The organism is Vreelandella sp. 21 (assembly GCF_050995515.1).
Classification (GTDB): Bacteria; Pseudomonadota; Gammaproteobacteria; order Pseudomonadales; family Halomonadaceae; genus Vreelandella; species Vreelandella alkaliphila.
Window position 1 is genome coordinate 2,401,883 of the sequence record NZ_CP194673.1, and the last position, 15,497, is coordinate 2,417,379.

Consider the following 15,497-nt stretch of genomic DNA (forward strand, 5'->3'; position numbering starts at 1 on the left):
ACATTCATTCCTTGGCCAGTACCGCCACTTAATACGGCGATTAGAGTTAAAGTGTGGCTTATATTGCCTTAACCAGCACCCAATACAGGACAGTAGACTGCCCAGGTGAGTACAATGCCACTATTGTACCGAGCATCAGGTGGTCATGAGCAAACGTAAATTAAGTCGCCAGCAACAGTGGCGAGTCGATAAAGTCCAAGCGGAACGTGCCCAACGTGCTGAAAAGCGCGATGTGAAAGACGCTGAAAAACTTGCCGCTGGCGAATATGGTGCCGAACAACCAGGCCGAGTTATGGCTCACTTCGGGCGAACACTAGAAGTGCGCGATGCCGATGGTACGCCCGTGCGTTGCCACCTTCGCGCCAACCTAGATGGCTTAGTCACCGGCGACCGGGTGATTTGGCGAGCAGGCCAGGACGGCTCTGGCGTCGTCGTGGCCCGCGAGGAGCGCGACAGCGTGCTAAAGCGCCCAGACCCGCGGGGCCAGCTTAAGCCTGTGGCGGCCAACATCGATCAATTGCTGATCGTCTTTGCGGTAGAGCCCGCTCCTCACCCCAATTTGATTGACCGTTATTTGGTCGCTGCCGAAGCAACAGGTATTGCCCCCGTGCTGGTGCTCAACAAAACCGACTTGCTGCCAGAAGATGGTGGCAAACTGGGAGAACTGCTTGAGCGCTACCACTCTCTGGGCTACACCGTGGTGCGCACCACCACTGCTAATGAAGCTGGCTTAGATGATCTACGCCAGCAGCTTGAAGGGCGAACATCTGTGTTTGTCGGTCAAAGTGGCGTGGGCAAATCATCACTGATTGATCTTCTGCTACCCGATGAAACTTTGCGTATTGGCGCTCTGTCAGAAGATTCGCGTAAAGGCACCCACACCACCACTACCGCTCGGCTTTATGCGATGAGTAGTGACGAAGTGGCTGACGGTGAGCTTATTGACTCACCGGGTATTCGCGAGTTTGGCTTAATCCATCTTGATGAGCAGGAAGTTACCGATGGATTTATTGAGTTTCATCCGTTCATTGGCCATTGCCGCTTCCGAGATTGCCGCCACCGCAACGAGCCAGGCTGCGCTTTACTTGAAGCAGTCGAGGCAGGCAAGATCCATCCAGAACGTTTTGCCAGCTATCGGCGCATTCTCGATAGCTTAAACGCATAATTTTTATTAGCTTGATGCCTGATATATCAATTGCTAAGCATAGGGAGCTGTCAATGAGCACCGCTAGCCATTCATCGGAAACCAACCTACTGCCGCTGATTGTTGAGCCCGAGCAGCTTCAAGAACACCTGGATAATCCACAGCTGCTGATTATCGATGTACCAGTAAATGGCGATAGCTATCGCCAAGGTCATGTACCGGGTGCTATTTACCTTGATTTTCGCTACCTAATGCGTGGCGAAGGACCGGTACCCAACGATGTGCCGAGCACTGAATTTCTCTCACGCCTGTTCAGCGCACTTGGCCTAACCCGGGATACTCACGTCGTCGCTTATGATGACGAGGGCGGTGGCTGGGCGGCACGACTGCTATGGACACTGGAACTAATCGGCCACACCCGTTACTCGTATTTGAATGGCGGCATCCATGCCTGGAGAGATTCCGGCTTGGCAGAAAGCACTGAATCCACCGCCCCAACACCAAGTGAGTACCGAGCGGAGATCTTAAACCCGCACGCCTTAATCACCTGCGATGAAATCAAACAAAAGCTCGCAGATAAGCAGTTCGCCGTTTGGGATGCTCGCTCTAAAGGCGAGTTTGATGGTGAAAAAGGCAACAATAAGCACCTTGGTCATATTCCGGGAGCGGTCAACATGGACTGGCTCAATGCTATGGATCGCAATCGCGCACTTCGTATCCGCGATTACGCTGAGCTAATGACCGAACTAGGCGCGCTCGGCCTAACGCCCGAAATGGAAATTGCTACTCACTGCCAAAGCCATCATCGCAGCAGCTTCACATGGCTAGTCGGTAAAGCGCTGGGCTTTAATATACGTGGTTATGCGGGCTCTTGGGGCGAATGGGGCAACCGCGACGATACACCGATTGAGAAGTGAAAATACGACTGTGACTGTTTCCCAAAAAGCGTTTTCCCTAATTCAGTACCCGCTCCCCCACCATGCGCTTTCGCGTTTAACAGGTAAGCTTGCCCAGTGCGATGCTCCCGCGGTGAAGAACAAGTTAATTAAGGCGTTTATCAAACGTTTTAATGTGGACATGAGCCAAGCGCTGGAGCCAGACCCCACCGCTTATGCAACGTTTAATGACTTTTTCACCCGCGCTTTGAAAGCCGATGCTCGTCCATTGGGAGAGGGCCTGCTAAGCCCTGCTGATGGCACCCTGTCACAGTTCGGGCGTTTACAGGCAGGTCAGTTAGTACAAGCGAAAGGCCACACGTTTTCTGCCCAAACCCTGCTAGGTGGCGACAGCGCGCTAGCCGAAGAGTTTATGGGCGGCAGTTTTGCGACTGTTTACCTCTCTCCTCGAGATTACCACCGCGTACATATGCCGGTTACAGGCACACTGCGCGAGATGATTTATGTGCCAGGGCGGCTCTTCTCGGTCAACCAAGCAACCGCTAACTACGTGCCAGGGCTGTTTGCGCGTAACGAGCGATTGGTGTGTATTTTCGATACCCAGCACGGCCCAATGGCCATGGTATTGGTAGGTGCAATGATCGTCGCGGCGATCGAGACTGTCTGGGCAGGCCAAGTGACGCCGCTTTCAGACCACCCTCAGCGCATGCGTTTCGGGCAACCCATCACGCTTGAAAAAGGCGCTGAAATGGGCCGCTTCAAACTGGGCTCAACGGTGGTGATGTGCTTTGCCAAGCCGGTGACTTTTGAAGATAATCCGCTAGGCGCCAAGGTACAAATGGGCCAAACACTGGGCGAGCCTTAAAACGCGAGAAATTAGTGCTAACAATTAGCTGTTGAAAATGTAAGCACGTCTTCCAGGCGTGCTTTACCCAGCGCCAGCTGAATAAGCCGATCTATGCCCAATGCCACCCCAGCGCTTTCTGGCATTCCATGGTCTAGCGCTGCTAGCAATTGCTCATCAACATCCACCTCAGGTAAACCTAAACGGCGACGCTCAGCATTATCTTCACTGAAACGCAGCCGCTGCTCCTCAGCATCAATCAGCTCATCATAGCCATTCGCCAGTTCAACACCATTGAGATAAAGCTCAAAGCGAGAAGCGACCCACTCACCATCTGCGTCTTGATGGCGGCGCGCCAAGGCCGCTTGGCTGGCAGGATAATCCAACACAACACTCAGTTCGTTTTGGCCAAGCGTTGGTTCAATTACCATGCTCATTAACAGGTCGAGACAAGTATCGCGACTCTCTTCTGTTAGCGCATTTGCCGACATCTGGCCACGCTCTGCAGCCAAAGTACGCAATGTCTCAATAGACGTCGTGAAGGGGTCTACCGCTAAGTAGGTATGAAACAGCTCACGGTAACGATAGTGCACCACAGGGCCTGCAAAACTCGGCAGCACGTTAGCAACCAGCGTGGTCGTCTCATCAATCAGCTGTGCCAGGGTAAACCCTGGGCGGTACCACTCAAGCATAGTGAATTCAATATTATGGCGGCTGCCAATTTCACCATCACGAAAACTTTTAGCTAGTTGAAATATCGGCCCACTACCTGCGGCCAGCAGGCGCTTCATATGAAACTCGGGCGACGTTTGCAGCCAAAGCCTACGCTGGCCTTTATCCGTACGCGCCAAGCTAGCGAGCGAGACTAAGTGCACATCGGTGCTGCCACCCTGCCCCAGTATCGGTGTTTCCACCTCCAGCACACCCCGCTCAGCGAAAAATGCACGCACCCCAGCGAGTAAGCGCGCACGCTCGCGCAACGTTTCGATACTTGCCGTTGGCTGCCAGCTAGCCGTCATTTACGTCCCCTCCAATGCTATAAAGCCACGCATGGTCATCACGTGGCTTTATAAAGTAGATGCTTTCGCGGCTAACTAACTACCGGTCACTCGGCAGCGCTTATGTTTGAAAAACGCTTAGGCACGAGAAACACTTATGCTCGAGAAACACTTATGCTCGAGAAACATAGTCGCCAGAGCGCGTATCAATCTTCAGCACTTCACCCTGGTTGATAAACAACGGTACGCGCACAACCGCACCTGATGAAAGTGTGGCAGGCTTAGAACCACCCTGGGCAGTGTCACCTTTCAAACCTGGGTCCGTCTCAACCACTTCCAGTTCAATGAAGTTGGGTGGTGTAACGGAAATCGCTTTATCGTTCCAAAGCGTAATAATATAAGGCACCTGCTCCTTGAGCCATTTCTCAGTATCGCCCAACGCTTTCTTTTCAACGGCATACTGCTCAAAAGAGCCATCCGTCTTCATGAAATACCACATGTCGCCGTCGGTGTAGAGATATTCCATCTCCAAATCCATGACATCGGCACCTTCCAGTGAGTCACCGGATTTGAAAGTACGCTCGCCAACACGGCCAGTCATCAGGTTGCGTAGCTTAACGCGATTAAATGCCTGCCCCTTGCCTGGCTTGACCAGTTCGTTCTCGACGATAGAACAAGGATCGCCGTCGAGCATTACTTTCAAACCGCCTTTGAATTCATTGGTAGAATAGTTCGCCATGATGCCTCTCAGTGTTTTATTTCAGTAACATAGTGCGCGAAGCCATGCTTCGCCGTTGATAATGTCGTTGTAAGCGTCGTCTAATAAGTGCGCGCATGATAACCCGAAGGAGGGCTTTTTTGCAGGAGAACATTATTATCGCTGATAAGCGCCCGTCTACCCAGATATACGCGTCATGGCAGCGGCAGCTTTCCCAAGCGATTCGCGACCCAGCCACTTTGTGCAAGCGCTTAAACTTGGACGACAGCTGGCTACCTGGTGCTGCTACTGGGCACCAGCTGTTTGAGATCTGTGTTCCCGACGCCTATCTTACGCGCATTGCCCCCAACGACCCCAATGACCCTCTGCTCCGCCAAGTACTGCCGGTAAGCGATGAAGCCTCAACACCGCAAGGTTACGTCACCGACCCGCTAGAAGAAGCAGAGCATCAGCCTGTTAAGGGGCTCATTCATAAGTACGCTGGCCGCGTTCTGTTAATTGCCAGCCCCGCTTGTGCAATCAACTGCCGCTACTGCTTCCGACGCCATTTTCCCTACAGCGACAACTCCCCTTCCAGAGCGCAGTGGCAGGAAGCACTAGACTACCTGCGCGCCGACACCACCCTTCATGAAGCGATTCTTTCTGGCGGTGACCCGTTGGCCGCCAACGATCGTCAGCTGGCGTGGCTGGTGGAGCAGCTTGAAAATATTCCGCATCTCAAGCGGCTGCGCATTCATACACGTCTACCCGTAGTGATCCCCGACCGGGTTGATGATGCCCTTCTTGGCTGGCTAGCGGCGACACGCTTGCAAAAAGTCATGGTACTGCATATTAACCACGCCAATGAGATTGACCAAGCGGTCATTGATGCCTGCACACGCTTAAAGCAGGCGGGTGTGACGCTGCTCAACCAAAGCGTGTTACTACGCGGAATTAACGATAGCGTCAGCACGTTGGCTACCCTGTCCGAACGCCTATTTGAAGCGGGAGTGTTGCCCTACTATTTGCATGTGGTCGACCCCGTACAAGGTGCCGCCCATTTTGACGTCCCCGATGAGGAAGCCAAAACACTGGTTAAGCAGTTACTTGAACACTTGCCAGGTTTCTTAATGCCACGCTTAGTGCGCGAAGTGCCTGGCAAGACTAGTAAGACGCCGCTGTAGTTCCCATAACCATGCTAGCTGTCATCACCACATTAGCTAACGATAAGGAGGCCAACGCCTCCTTATAGGTCTGCTAGCGATCACGTTCAATCGGGTATTTACCCTAACGTCTCTGCAGTAACATTGGCAGCCGGCGCTTGGGTGGAGTGATGACGGTTAATGGCGCTGAGCACACCTTTCATTGACGCGCTGGTGATGCTTTCGTCGGTGCCGACACCAAACACTGCTTTGCCATCAATGCGCACCTCAACATAGGCGATTGCTTCAGCATCGGCCCCTTGTCCGCGAGAGTGCTCATGGTAATCAATTATTTCCACCTCTTGACCGCTAGCCACCAGCGCTTTCACAAACGCGGCCAAGGGGCCGTTGCCCTCACCGGTTACTGTTTGGCGCTCACCTCCGCTTTCCAGTATCGCTTCAAGCGCAACTTTTGGGCTTTCTGGTTCAGAGGAAAGGCGATGGCTTATCAGCGCCAGCGGCGAATGCTGCTCCAGGTACTCATCAGCAAACGCCTGGTAAATCATTTGTGAGGTAATTTCGCGCCCAGTGCGGTCAGCGACTTCTTGCACGACTTGGCTAAACTCAATCGACAGCCTACGCGGTAGTTCAATGCCGTGCTCCTGTTCCAGCAGATAGGAAATACCGCCTTTTCCAGACTGACTGTTAACACGAATTACTGCTTCATAGCTACGCCCCACATCCAGCGGGTCAATAGGTAAATAGGGTACATCCCAAGGCGCCTCGGGATGAGCACGACGATCTGCCATGCCTTTTTTAATCGCATCCTGATGCGAGCCTGAAAACGCGGTAAATACTAAATCGCCAACGTAGGGATGGCGTGGGTGGACGGGTAACTGATTGCAGTACTCGACCTCGCGCATAATGGGCGTAATGTTGGAGAAGTCCAGGTTCGGGTGAACGCCTTGAGTATAAAGGTTCATCGCAAGCGTCACGATATCCACATTACCAGTACGCTCGCCATTGCCAAAAAGCGTACCTTCCACCCGGTCAGCACCGGCCATTAGCGTCAACTCTGCCGCCGCTACGCCAGTACCGCGGTCATTATGAGGGTGTACACTGACAATCAGCGTGTCGCGCTTTTTAACATGACGACAGAACCACTCAATTTGATCAGCATAGTTATTGGGTGTTGCGACTTCGACGGTGGCCGGTAAGTTAACGATCATCTGGTTATCAATGCTAGGCCCGAAGGTATCCATCACCGCTTCGACAATTTCCACCGCAAAGTCCATCTCCGTGGTGGTGAATAGCTCAGGCGAGTACTGGAAGGTCCAGTGAGTCTCTGGATTAGCGGCCATTAAATCGCGGATTTGCGCCGTGGCATCAACGGCGATCTGCACGCACTCTGTTTTATCTACATTAAACACTACCCGCCGAAACATCGGGTCGGTGGCATTGTAGACGTGCACAATGGCGTTTTTAGCGCCTTTAAGGGCTTCGAACGTGCGTTCAATTAAATGCGGACGCGCCTGGGTCAGCACTTGAATCGTCACATCATCAGGAATTTTATCCTGCTCAATCAACGAACGGACAAAGTCGAAGTCAGTTTGTGATGCCGATGGGAAGCCCACCTCAATCTCTTTAAAACCAACGTTCAGCAGTAGATCGAACAAACGCTGTTTGCGTTCTTGATCCATGGGGTCGATTAACGACTGGTTGCCATCGCGCAAATCTACACTGCACCATATAGGAGGCATTTCGATACGCTGACTAGGCCAACGGCGGTCAGGCAATTCAACGGCCACGAAGGGGCGATATTTTTTAGAGGGATCGGACAACATCATGACGTCGCTCCTGTCGTTAATCTGTTTTTGGCAACCCTGTATTAGGTTGGTCGGTTTGGTCACTTGAAGCTGATAGAGTGCCTTTATGGGCCATGGCAGCCTCCATACGATCAAGCTGCGCTTTTAACGTATGCACGTCGCTACGCAGAGCTTGCAATTGAGCTGAGTCGCCTTCGCCGCTATCCAACTCCATCTGCGCACTCTCCTTTTGCATAACATCGAGCACGATACCAATCATCATATTGAGGAAAATAAACGCGGTAAGAAATATAAACGTCAAATAATAGATCCAACTCCAAGCATAGACCTCTTGGGTGGCATACATAACGTCAGTCCAATCTTCAAACGTAGCGATGCGAAACAGCGTGAGCATCGCTACGGAAATGTTACCCCATAAAAAGTCGTCAACGTTATGGAATAAAAAGCTACCCAGGGCAGCATAGATATAAAAGATGATAAACATCAGCAGTACGACATAGCCCATCCGGGGGACCGACTTCACCAACGCTCCCAGCAACATTTGCAGCTCAGGAATCATCGACACCAAGCGCAAAACACGGAAAATTCGCAGCAAGCGTGCCAGCAGTACCATCTCCGAGTCGTCCATGGGGATAAGGCTAGCGGTCACTATCAGAAAATCGAAAACATTCCAACCTTTCTTAAAAAAGCTGACTAAGTTGCGCTCGGCTGCCATTCTGATCAAAATCTCAATCAGAAAGAACACGGTTACGGCAATATCAAGATAAAGCAGCCACTGCTCTATTCGGGAGGTTTCCTCATAGGTTTTCGCGCCTATTACCAGGGCAGAAATCACAATGATGGAAATCACGGCGCCTTCAAACAGCTTGTTTGAGCGCAGCTTTTCGAAGCGGGCTTGCCAGGTATTGAATGGTTCACTCATGGAACAGGGAGTCTCTAAACGGTTAACGGCATCACTTTATACTAAAATCACGTACTTACTATACAAGTGATATCCTGTTGTTTCACTTGAAGTATCTCCGCCACCCAGGTAGCTATTGCCACCTTGGTGTTTCACGATTTTTTGCGCTGGATAAGCCCATGACACTGCTGTGGATAGCCTTACTGCCCCTGTTAGGCGTGCTGGTGCCGGCATTAAATGCCAAACGCGGCCGCACCCTGTGCTCGCTGGCGACAAGCATACTGCCCGCTGTTGCCCTGCTGCTGACACTGTTGCAGATCCCCGCCCTGTTAAAAGGCGAAGCACTGCGTTTTAACGCGGCATGGATGCCTGAGCTAGGCCTTGAGCTGGCATTTCGTTTAGATGGCTTGTCGTTGCTGTTTAATCTTTTGATTATTGGCATCGGTCTGCTAATTTTATTGTATGCACATTTTTACCTAGACAAAGATGAGCCATTCGGACGTTTTTATGCCTTTCTGATGCTGTTTATGGCATCGATGGTGGGCATTTCGATGTCTGACAACCTCATCTTACTCTGGTTATTCTGGGAACTAACCAGTCTTTCGTCATTTTTGCTGATTGGCTTTTGGTCGTATCGTAGTGATGCACGTAAAGGTGCCCGCATGGCGCTTACCGTTACCGGCGCTGGCGGCTTGGCCCTACTAGCGGGTCTCCTACTGCTGGGTGATATGGCCGGCAGCTATCGAATGGACGATGTACTTAGCAGCGGTGCTGCCATCGTCGCCGATCCTCGCTATCCGCTGATGCTTGGGCTGGTTCTACTCGGTGCATTTACCAAGTCAGCTCAGTTCCCTTTCCAGTTTTGGCTACCTCATGCCATGGCGGCCCCAACGCCAGTCTCAGCGTATCTGCACTCTGCCACTATGGTGAAAGCGGGTATTTTTCTGATGGCACGCTTACACCCTGCGATTGCTGGCAGCGAGCTTTGGAGCGTAGTGGTGCCACTCATAGGTACTATCACGCTACTCTACGGCGCTTGGTTTGCCCTGTTTAAGACTGACCTAAAAGGAATTCTCGCGTTCTCAACCGTCAGCCACCTAGGCTTGATCACCGTATTATTGGGTATTGGTAGCCCGATGGCAGTGTTAGCAGCCCTGTTTCATATTTTGAATCATGCGGCCTTCAAAGCAGCTTTGTTTATGAGTGCAGGAATTATCGACCATGAAACAGGCACCCGAGAACTCAAGCAATTAGGCGGCCTGAAAAAGGCGATGCCTGTTACAGCGCTGCTGACCACATTGGCCGCTGCAGCCATGGCAGGTGTGCCGTTATTTAACGGATTCCTTTCCAAAGAGATGTTCTTTACCGAAACACTCGCAACCCCGGTACTAGGTGGGCTTAGCTGGTTACTACCCGCACTGGCAGCGTTAGGTGGCATACTTTCAGTGGCTTATTCATTGCGCTTGGTACATGCGGTATTTTATAAACCAGCCAAAGAAGCAACACCTAAAGCGCCTCACGAACCACCTCATTTGATGCGGTTACCGGTGGAAATCCTCGTAGCGCTTTGTGTCTTAGTCGGGCTTTTCCCCGCCTTTTTTGCCACTGACATTTTACAACTAGCGACCCAAGCCGTATTGGGCGAGCCACTTGATTTCCACTTGGCTATTTGGCACGGCATCAACTTGCCATTGATGATGAGTGGGCTGGCCTTTGTTGTAGGCATCACACTGTATTGGCGTCATGCGGATCTACGCCGTTTTGTGCAACCATTCCCCAGTATTGATGCGCGTCGCGTCTTTGAACGCTTTATCGTTACCCTTGGTTATCGTGCCGAACAACTCATCACAAAGCTTGAAGGCAACTCTCTTCAGCGCTATATGGGCTGGCTGCTTTTTGCGGCATTACTGATGGGTGTCATTGGCTTGGCAAGCATTGACGGATTAACTGGCTCGAAAGGCAATCAGCCAATTGATGGTATTGTTTTATTAGGTGCTGGCATGCTGATATTCGGGGGAGTAGCAACGGCGGCTACCCATCGATACCGGTTAATCTCACTACTGATGCTTTCGGTCGTAGGCTTATTCGTTGCCCTCACCTTTGCACGCTTTTCTGCCCCAGACTTAGCACTGACTCAGCTATCGGTAGAGGTTGTTACCATGATACTGCTGATGTTAGCGCTATTTTTCTTACCCCAAAAAACGCCGCGTGAATCAAGCCCCAAGCGCAACGTACGGGATATGTTACTGGCAGGCGCATTAGGCTTAGTGGTGGCTAGCCTTAACTATGCGGTGATGACACGTGAGACGCTGTCGATTTCTGAGTTCTTCGTTGAAAACAGTAAACCTGGTGGCGGCGGGTACAACGTCGTCAACGTGATCTTGGTCGACTTCCGTGGTTTCGATACGCTTGGCGAGATTACGGTGCTGGCCATTGCTGGCCTAGCCATCTTTAAACTATTAAACCGACTACGGTTGTTTATCCCACATAGCGATGGCGAAGGTCGTGTTTGGTCGCCTGATCGCTACCCCGCCATTTTAACGTCGATTTCTATGACGTTACTGCCGCTGGCGCTGCTGGTTTCTGCGTTTATCTTCTTACGCGGCCATAACCAACCTGGCGGCGGATTTATCGCCGGCTTGATTACGGCTGTCGCGCTTATCTTGCTGTATATGGCACGCGGCGTTGAGTGGGCACAAGAGCGCCTAAACTTCCCCTTCCAGCCAGTGGCCGTGGTAGGCGTTGCCATTGCAACACTTACAGGGCTGGGTAGCTGGCTTTTGGGCTATCCGTTCCTGACGTCATCATTCGGTTATTTTACGCTACCACTGATTGGCACCTTTGAACTGGCTACCGCTCTGCTCTTTGATCTTGGCGTTTATCTAGCGGTTGTAGGTGCAACGCTGATGATTCTGGCCAACCTGGGTAAAGTCACCACGCCACACCGCCCCGTCACCGAACCCAAAGCAAGCGATGATTCGAGTACGCCTAATAACAAGGAGTCCCACTAATGGAAATGCTCTATGCCATTACAACGGGCATATTAACTGCGTGCGGACTCTATCTAACACTGCGCGGGCGTACGTTCCCCGTTGTGGTTGGTCTGACGCTGCTCTCCTACGCGGTCAACCTATTTTTGTTTTCCATGGGAGGCTTAACCACGGATGGCGCTGCTCTGGTAAATGAAGGCACGAACATTGCTGACCCGCTGCCCCAGGCACTGGTATTAACAGCGATCGTGATTGGTTTTGCGATGACCGCCTTTGTGGTCATCCTGGCCATGCGTGCACGCAGCGAAGTAGGTAACGACCATGTCGACGGCAAAAAGGAAGACCACGAATGATCCAGCATCTGATTGTTTTCCCCGTGGTGCTACCGTTAGTCGCGGGTATTTTGTTGCTTTATCAACGCCAGGGCTTAGTGCGCTATAAGCGTATCGTCAGCGTTGTCGCCTCGATACTTCTGCTGTTCGTCTCAATAGCGCTGGTCAACCAAGCGGCGAGTGGTGACATTACTTACTACGCCCTGGGCGACTGGCAGCCACCGTTCGGCGTGGTGCTAGTGCTGGATCGCTTGTCGGCATTGATGGTGTTAGTCACCGCTATTTTAGCGGTCGGCGCGGTCATTTTTGCCTGCGGCGGCGACGATGAAAAAGGCAGCAACTTCCACGGCCTATTTCAATGGCAATTGCTAGGCATTAACGGGGCCTTTTTAACCGGTGACCTGTTTAACCTCTTCGTATTTTTCGAAGTGTTACTCCTGGCCTCTTACGCATTACTGCTGCACGGTGGCGGTAAAGCACGTATCCAAGCCAGCGTTCACTATGTCGTGCTTAACTTAGCGGGCTCCTCACTGTTCCTGATCGCCGTGGGCATTTTATATGGTGCAACGGGCACGCTGAACATGGCTGATATGGCACACAAGCTGTCCAATCTACCCGCTGAGCGCGAAGGCTTAGTCACCGCAGGGGCATTGATGCTGCTGGTAGTTTTCGGTTTAAAAGCGGCTATTTTGCCTCTCTACTTTTGGCTCCCCCGCGCTTATGCAGCAGCTCCCGCGCCAGTGGCAGCGTTATTCGCCATTATGACAAAGGTGGGGATTTACGCGATTTTGCGCGTTTATTCGCTGATATTCAGCGATCAGGCAGGTGGTCTAGTCGCACTGGAACAGCCCTGGGTATGGTGGTTAGCGCTAGCAACGCTAGCCGCAGCGGGTGTTGGCGTTATCGCCGCACGTGATTTACGCCTACTGATAGCGTATCTGGTGCTTATTTCGGTAGGCACGCTACTGGCTGGCATTGGCATGCGTTCTCCTGCCGCGACATCAGCACTTCTCTATTATCTCATTCACACCACGCTGATTACCGGCGGACTTTTCCTGCTAGCGGAGATGATTGGCCTACAGCGGGGTAAACCCGGCACGCGTATCGTTAAAGGCCGACCATTGGTGCAAGGAAATGCACTAGCGCTTACCTTTTTTATCGGTGCCATTGCCGTGGCCGGGTTACCGCCACTATCCGGCGCGTTAGGGAAGGCACTCATGCTTAACGCCGCCGAAGGTGGTGAGCGCCTGTGGCTTTGGCCGCTATTACTATTAACGAGCCTTGCGTCGTTAATTGCCCTTTCTCGCGCAGGCTCTACGCTGTTTTGGCGCAGCCACCGTGGCAGCCCAAGCGGCAGCAACCTCTCTCGCTACCAATGGATTGGCATGCTGTGGCTACTTAGCGCGGCACCACTAATGGTCGCCTTTGCAGGGCCCGTGAGTAGCTATACCCAGGCCACGGGAGAGCAGTTGGCCAACCCGCAGCTGTTGATTAATTCGCTTCTGCCTGATGCTGGAGACGCTCAATGATTGCCCCCCGCGCTTGGCTCCCTACGCCGGTACTGTCACTGCTGCTGCTGTTGGTATGGCTATTGCTTGTGCGTAGCTTTGCATTCGGTCAGATCGTGCTAGGCGGCGCGCTGGCCATCCTTATTCCGTTATTGACCCATCGATTTTGGGACGCACGCCCCCGCATTGGTAAACCGCTTAAACTGTTGCGTTTTGCGTTTCGCGTACTAGGCGATATCGTCATCGCAAACTTCGAAGTTGCGTACTTAATTGCTAACCCCTGGCGTAAAGTCAAACCCCACTTTATTGAATACCCGCTGATGCTTGAAGAGCGTTTCACTATTACGCTTCTCGCAAGCACCATCAGCCTAACCCCAGGAACAGTTTCAGCGAATTTGAGAATGGATGGAAAATCGTTGCTCATTCATGCACTTGATGTAGACGACGAGGACGCCCTAATTGCCCAAATTCGCGAGCGCTATGAGCGCCCCCTTAAGGAGATTTACGAATGCTAAGCGCCGCACTCGTGATCACTTTAGCGCTGGTGGTAATGGCGCTACTGATGAATCTTTATCGCCTAACCATTGGCCCCGACCTGCCAGATCGCGTGCTGGCGCTCGACACTATGTACGTCAATTCGATTGCGCTGATCGTACTGCTGGGACTGTGGCTCAACAGCAAGACCTACTTCGAGTCTGCGCTGTTAATTGCCATGCTCGGTTTTATCAGCACGGTGGCCGTATGTAAGTACATTTTACGCGGGGATATTATCGAATGAACCCTGTAACGTCTCAGGAGATGCGCTAATGTCGTTTTTTGTCGAAGCGCTGATTTCACTACTGCTGGTAGCAGGCGGTATTTTCGTCTTTATCGGCTCACTGGGTCTCGCTCACCTAAGAGACTTCTACATGCGCCTCCATGGCCCTACCAAGGCCACCACACTCGGCATAGGCTGCATGCTTGTCGCCTCAATGGGTTACTTTTGGAGTATCGATGGCAAGCCTGACGTACAAGAACTGCTAATCACGCTGTTTTTATTCATTACCGCACCGGTTAGCGCTCACTTGCTCGCCAAAACGGGTCTTCACATGCAGCTCAAGCACGTAGATAAAACCCAGGGCAAACCGGTAGAACTCCGCTCAGAAGAAGTCGGTGAAAAACCTGTCCCGCACCCCGACAAGGGACATGGTTAAAAGGCAGGAACAGCCGTTCTTGATCGCTAAGCGCTGGCTGAAACGCCAGCGCTTTTTATATGTCAACGACGCGAGATAGTAGTGGGAAGCGACACTTTCCGGTAAGCTCCTTGCGTTTTGTTAGCCTGTTTTGAGGTAATTATATGTGGAGCCTGCTTAGATTGTCGGCACTGTCATTAACCACGTTGATGATAGCGGGTTGCTCAGACCCCAAAATAGACACAAGCTCAATGCCAGCCGCCGTAGTTTCGGTTGAGAAAGTGCGCGACTCACTCCCCGCCTACAAGCGCGATGAGTTTGATCAAGCATTAACGATCATTGCCATGTCATCGTTTAGCGGCATCGATTTACTCAATGCCCAACGTATGAATGCCGCCGAAATTGCCGAGTCAGCGAATGCCTACATGCATGGCCTAACGGGTGATGAGATTATAGAGCGCGCCGATAAAATGCTGCGCGAACGCCGTGCCCGCGAACGCGAGCAGGCGCTGCAAACGCTTGATCGTCTAGAAACCAAACAAGCGCGGGCCGAACACGATCAACAACAGCGCGCCCAGTTGAGCATTGAAAGTGCCGATTACTACATCAGTACCAGCCCCTATGGCGCATTCGAACCTGTCATTGATCTTCAGGTAACGAATGGTTCTGACCAAGAGGTATCAGAACTATTTTTACATGGCGTATTGACCAGCCCAGGACGCGAAACAGCGTGGGTAGATGAAACGTTTTACTATGTTATTGCTGGCGGCCTAGCCCCCGGTGAAACCGCACAATGGAGTCTTGCCCCCAACCGCTTCGGCCCCTGGGGTAATGATCAGATTCCACGCGATTCACAGCTAACCTTAACGCTACTGGGGATAAATAACGCGCAAGGTGAGCCACTTTGGAACTCACCATCGCTTAGCGAAAATGAGGTCGCTAAGCTAGAAGCCCTGCGTGCGGAGTATGGCGGTGTTAACGCTCATACTGCCAACTAGGGCTAAGGCGGTGCTAAGGCACCGCCTGTTCACTTGGTAGCGCTATCAG

The 15,497-nt window shown here is 52.1% G+C and carries 15 protein-coding genes; 11 read left to right on the forward strand and 4 right to left on the reverse strand.

Going from position 1 to position 15,497, the window contains the following annotated elements; genetic code table 11:
- Positions 1-145 precede the first annotated feature (145 nt).
- The 3 genes from rsgA to asd are packed head-to-tail and all read left to right on the forward strand — an operon-like array spanning position 146 to position 2,905.
- Positions 146-1,165, forward strand: coding sequence for a small ribosomal subunit biogenesis GTPase RsgA (gene rsgA, locus ACN06F_RS11310; protein WP_198349143.1), 1,020 nt, complete (start codon positions 146-148; stop codon positions 1,163-1,165).
- A gap of 53 nt (positions 1,166-1,218) precedes the next feature.
- Positions 1,219-2,061 (forward strand): sulfurtransferase, encoded by an 843-nt coding sequence (locus tag ACN06F_RS11315; RefSeq protein WP_038485633.1) that lies wholly within the window; start codon positions 1,219-1,221, stop codon positions 2,059-2,061.
- 10 nt (positions 2,062-2,071) lie between these two features.
- Positions 2,072-2,905: an archaetidylserine decarboxylase gene (asd, locus tag ACN06F_RS11320; protein WP_433923916.1), complete on the forward strand. Its 834-nt coding sequence runs from the start codon at positions 2,072-2,074 to the stop codon at positions 2,903-2,905.
- 17 nt (positions 2,906-2,922) lie between these two features.
- On the opposite strand, the gene epmA is transcribed toward asd, so the two are convergent.
- On the reverse strand, positions 2,923-3,903 hold the full coding sequence (gene epmA / locus ACN06F_RS11325) for an EF-P lysine aminoacylase EpmA (protein ID WP_433923917.1): 981 nt from the start codon (positions 3,901-3,903) through the stop codon (positions 2,923-2,925).
- 151 nt (positions 3,904-4,054) lie between these two features.
- Positions 4,055-4,621: an elongation factor P gene (efp, locus tag ACN06F_RS11330; protein WP_038485642.1), complete on the reverse strand. Its 567-nt coding sequence runs from the start codon at positions 4,619-4,621 to the stop codon at positions 4,055-4,057.
- A 119-nt stretch (positions 4,622-4,740) separates the two neighbouring features.
- Here efp and epmB point away from each other — a divergent pair, with 119 nt between their 5' ends.
- The gene (gene epmB / locus ACN06F_RS11335; protein ID WP_193085724.1) at positions 4,741-5,763 is read left to right on the forward strand and encodes an EF-P beta-lysylation protein EpmB; all 1,023 of its coding nucleotides are present in this window, start codon (positions 4,741-4,743) and stop codon (positions 5,761-5,763) included.
- A gap of 98 nt (positions 5,764-5,861) precedes the next feature.
- On the opposite strand, the gene leuA is transcribed toward epmB, so the two are convergent.
- Entirely contained in the window at positions 5,862-7,568 is a 1,707-nt protein-coding gene (gene leuA, locus ACN06F_RS11340; protein ID WP_193085723.1) for a 2-isopropylmalate synthase, read from the reverse strand.
- A gap of 16 nt (positions 7,569-7,584) precedes the next feature.
- Positions 7,585-8,469: an ion transporter gene (locus tag ACN06F_RS11345; protein ID WP_038485652.1), complete on the reverse strand. Its 885-nt coding sequence runs from the start codon at positions 8,467-8,469 to the stop codon at positions 7,585-7,587.
- Between the two features lie 158 nt (positions 8,470-8,627).
- Here ACN06F_RS11345 and ACN06F_RS11350 point away from each other — a divergent pair, with 158 nt between their 5' ends.
- From ACN06F_RS11350 to ACN06F_RS11380, 7 genes are all read left to right on the forward strand, one after another.
- A complete protein-coding gene (locus ACN06F_RS11350) occupies positions 8,628-11,459 on the forward strand; it encodes a monovalent cation/H+ antiporter subunit A (protein WP_433923918.1) in 2,832 nt (943 codons plus the stop codon).
- Positions 11,459-11,791: a Na+/H+ antiporter subunit C gene (locus tag ACN06F_RS11355; RefSeq protein WP_038485658.1), complete on the forward strand. Its 333-nt coding sequence runs from the start codon at positions 11,459-11,461 to the stop codon at positions 11,789-11,791. The genes ACN06F_RS11350 and ACN06F_RS11355 overlap by 1 nt, the downstream gene beginning before the upstream one ends.
- Positions 11,788-13,299 carry a monovalent cation/H+ antiporter subunit D gene (locus ACN06F_RS11360; RefSeq protein ID WP_433923919.1) on the forward strand — a complete coding sequence of 504 codons (1,512 nt, stop codon included), beginning with the start codon at positions 11,788-11,790 and terminating at the stop codon, positions 13,297-13,299. Before ACN06F_RS11355 ends, ACN06F_RS11360 begins: the two co-directional genes overlap by 4 nt.
- A complete protein-coding gene (locus ACN06F_RS11365; protein ID WP_038485664.1) occupies positions 13,296-13,793 on the forward strand; it encodes a Na+/H+ antiporter subunit E in 498 nt (165 codons plus the stop codon). The genes ACN06F_RS11360 and ACN06F_RS11365 overlap by 4 nt, the downstream gene beginning before the upstream one ends.
- Complete coding sequence (locus tag ACN06F_RS11370; protein ID WP_038485667.1) at positions 13,787-14,056, forward strand: K+/H+ antiporter subunit F; 270 nt, start codon at positions 13,787-13,789, stop codon at positions 14,054-14,056. Before ACN06F_RS11365 ends, ACN06F_RS11370 begins: the two co-directional genes overlap by 7 nt.
- A gap of 28 nt (positions 14,057-14,084) precedes the next feature.
- Entirely contained in the window at positions 14,085-14,471 is a 387-nt protein-coding gene (locus ACN06F_RS11375) for a Na+/H+ antiporter subunit G (protein ID WP_038485670.1), read from the forward strand.
- 143 nt (positions 14,472-14,614) lie between these two features.
- Positions 14,615-15,448: a DUF6694 family lipoprotein gene (locus tag ACN06F_RS11380; protein ID WP_433923920.1), complete on the forward strand. Its 834-nt coding sequence runs from the start codon at positions 14,615-14,617 to the stop codon at positions 15,446-15,448.
- Positions 15,449-15,497: the final 49 nt, after the last annotated feature.

Excerpts from the sequence above, each read along its gene's own strand:
- ACN06F_RS11365 (WP_038485664.1), top strand. The coding sequence starts at position 13,296 with ATGATTGCCCCCCGCGCTTGGCTCCCTACGCCGGTACTGTCACTGCTG.
- ACN06F_RS11360 (WP_433923919.1), top strand. The coding sequence starts at position 11,788 with ATGATCCAGCATCTGATTGTTTTCCCCGTGGTGCTACCGTTAGTCGCG.
- ACN06F_RS11315 (WP_038485633.1), top strand. The coding sequence starts at position 1,219 with ATGAGCACCGCTAGCCATTCATCGGAAACCAACCTACTGCCGCTGATT.
- ACN06F_RS11375 (WP_038485670.1), top strand. The coding sequence starts at position 14,085 with ATGTCGTTTTTTGTCGAAGCGCTGATTTCACTACTGCTGGTAGCAGGC.
- ACN06F_RS11370 (WP_038485667.1), top strand. The coding sequence starts at position 13,787 with ATGCTAAGCGCCGCACTCGTGATCACTTTAGCGCTGGTGGTAATGGCG.
- rsgA (WP_198349143.1), top strand. The coding sequence starts at position 146 with ATGAGCAAACGTAAATTAAGTCGCCAGCAACAGTGGCGAGTCGATAAA.
- epmA (WP_433923917.1), bottom strand. The coding sequence starts at position 3,903 with ATGACGGCTAGCTGGCAGCCAACGGCAAGTATCGAAACGTTGCGCGAG.
- ACN06F_RS11355 (WP_038485658.1), top strand. The coding sequence starts at position 11,459 with ATGGAAATGCTCTATGCCATTACAACGGGCATATTAACTGCGTGCGGA.
- ACN06F_RS11380 (WP_433923920.1), top strand. The coding sequence starts at position 14,615 with ATGTGGAGCCTGCTTAGATTGTCGGCACTGTCATTAACCACGTTGATG.
- ACN06F_RS11350 (WP_433923918.1), top strand. The coding sequence starts at position 8,628 with ATGACACTGCTGTGGATAGCCTTACTGCCCCTGTTAGGCGTGCTGGTG.
- leuA (WP_193085723.1), bottom strand. The coding sequence starts at position 7,568 with ATGATGTTGTCCGATCCCTCTAAAAAATATCGCCCCTTCGTGGCCGTT.
- efp (WP_038485642.1), bottom strand. The coding sequence starts at position 4,621 with ATGGCGAACTATTCTACCAATGAATTCAAAGGCGGTTTGAAAGTAATG.
- ACN06F_RS11345 (WP_038485652.1), bottom strand. The coding sequence starts at position 8,469 with ATGAGTGAACCATTCAATACCTGGCAAGCCCGCTTCGAAAAGCTGCGC.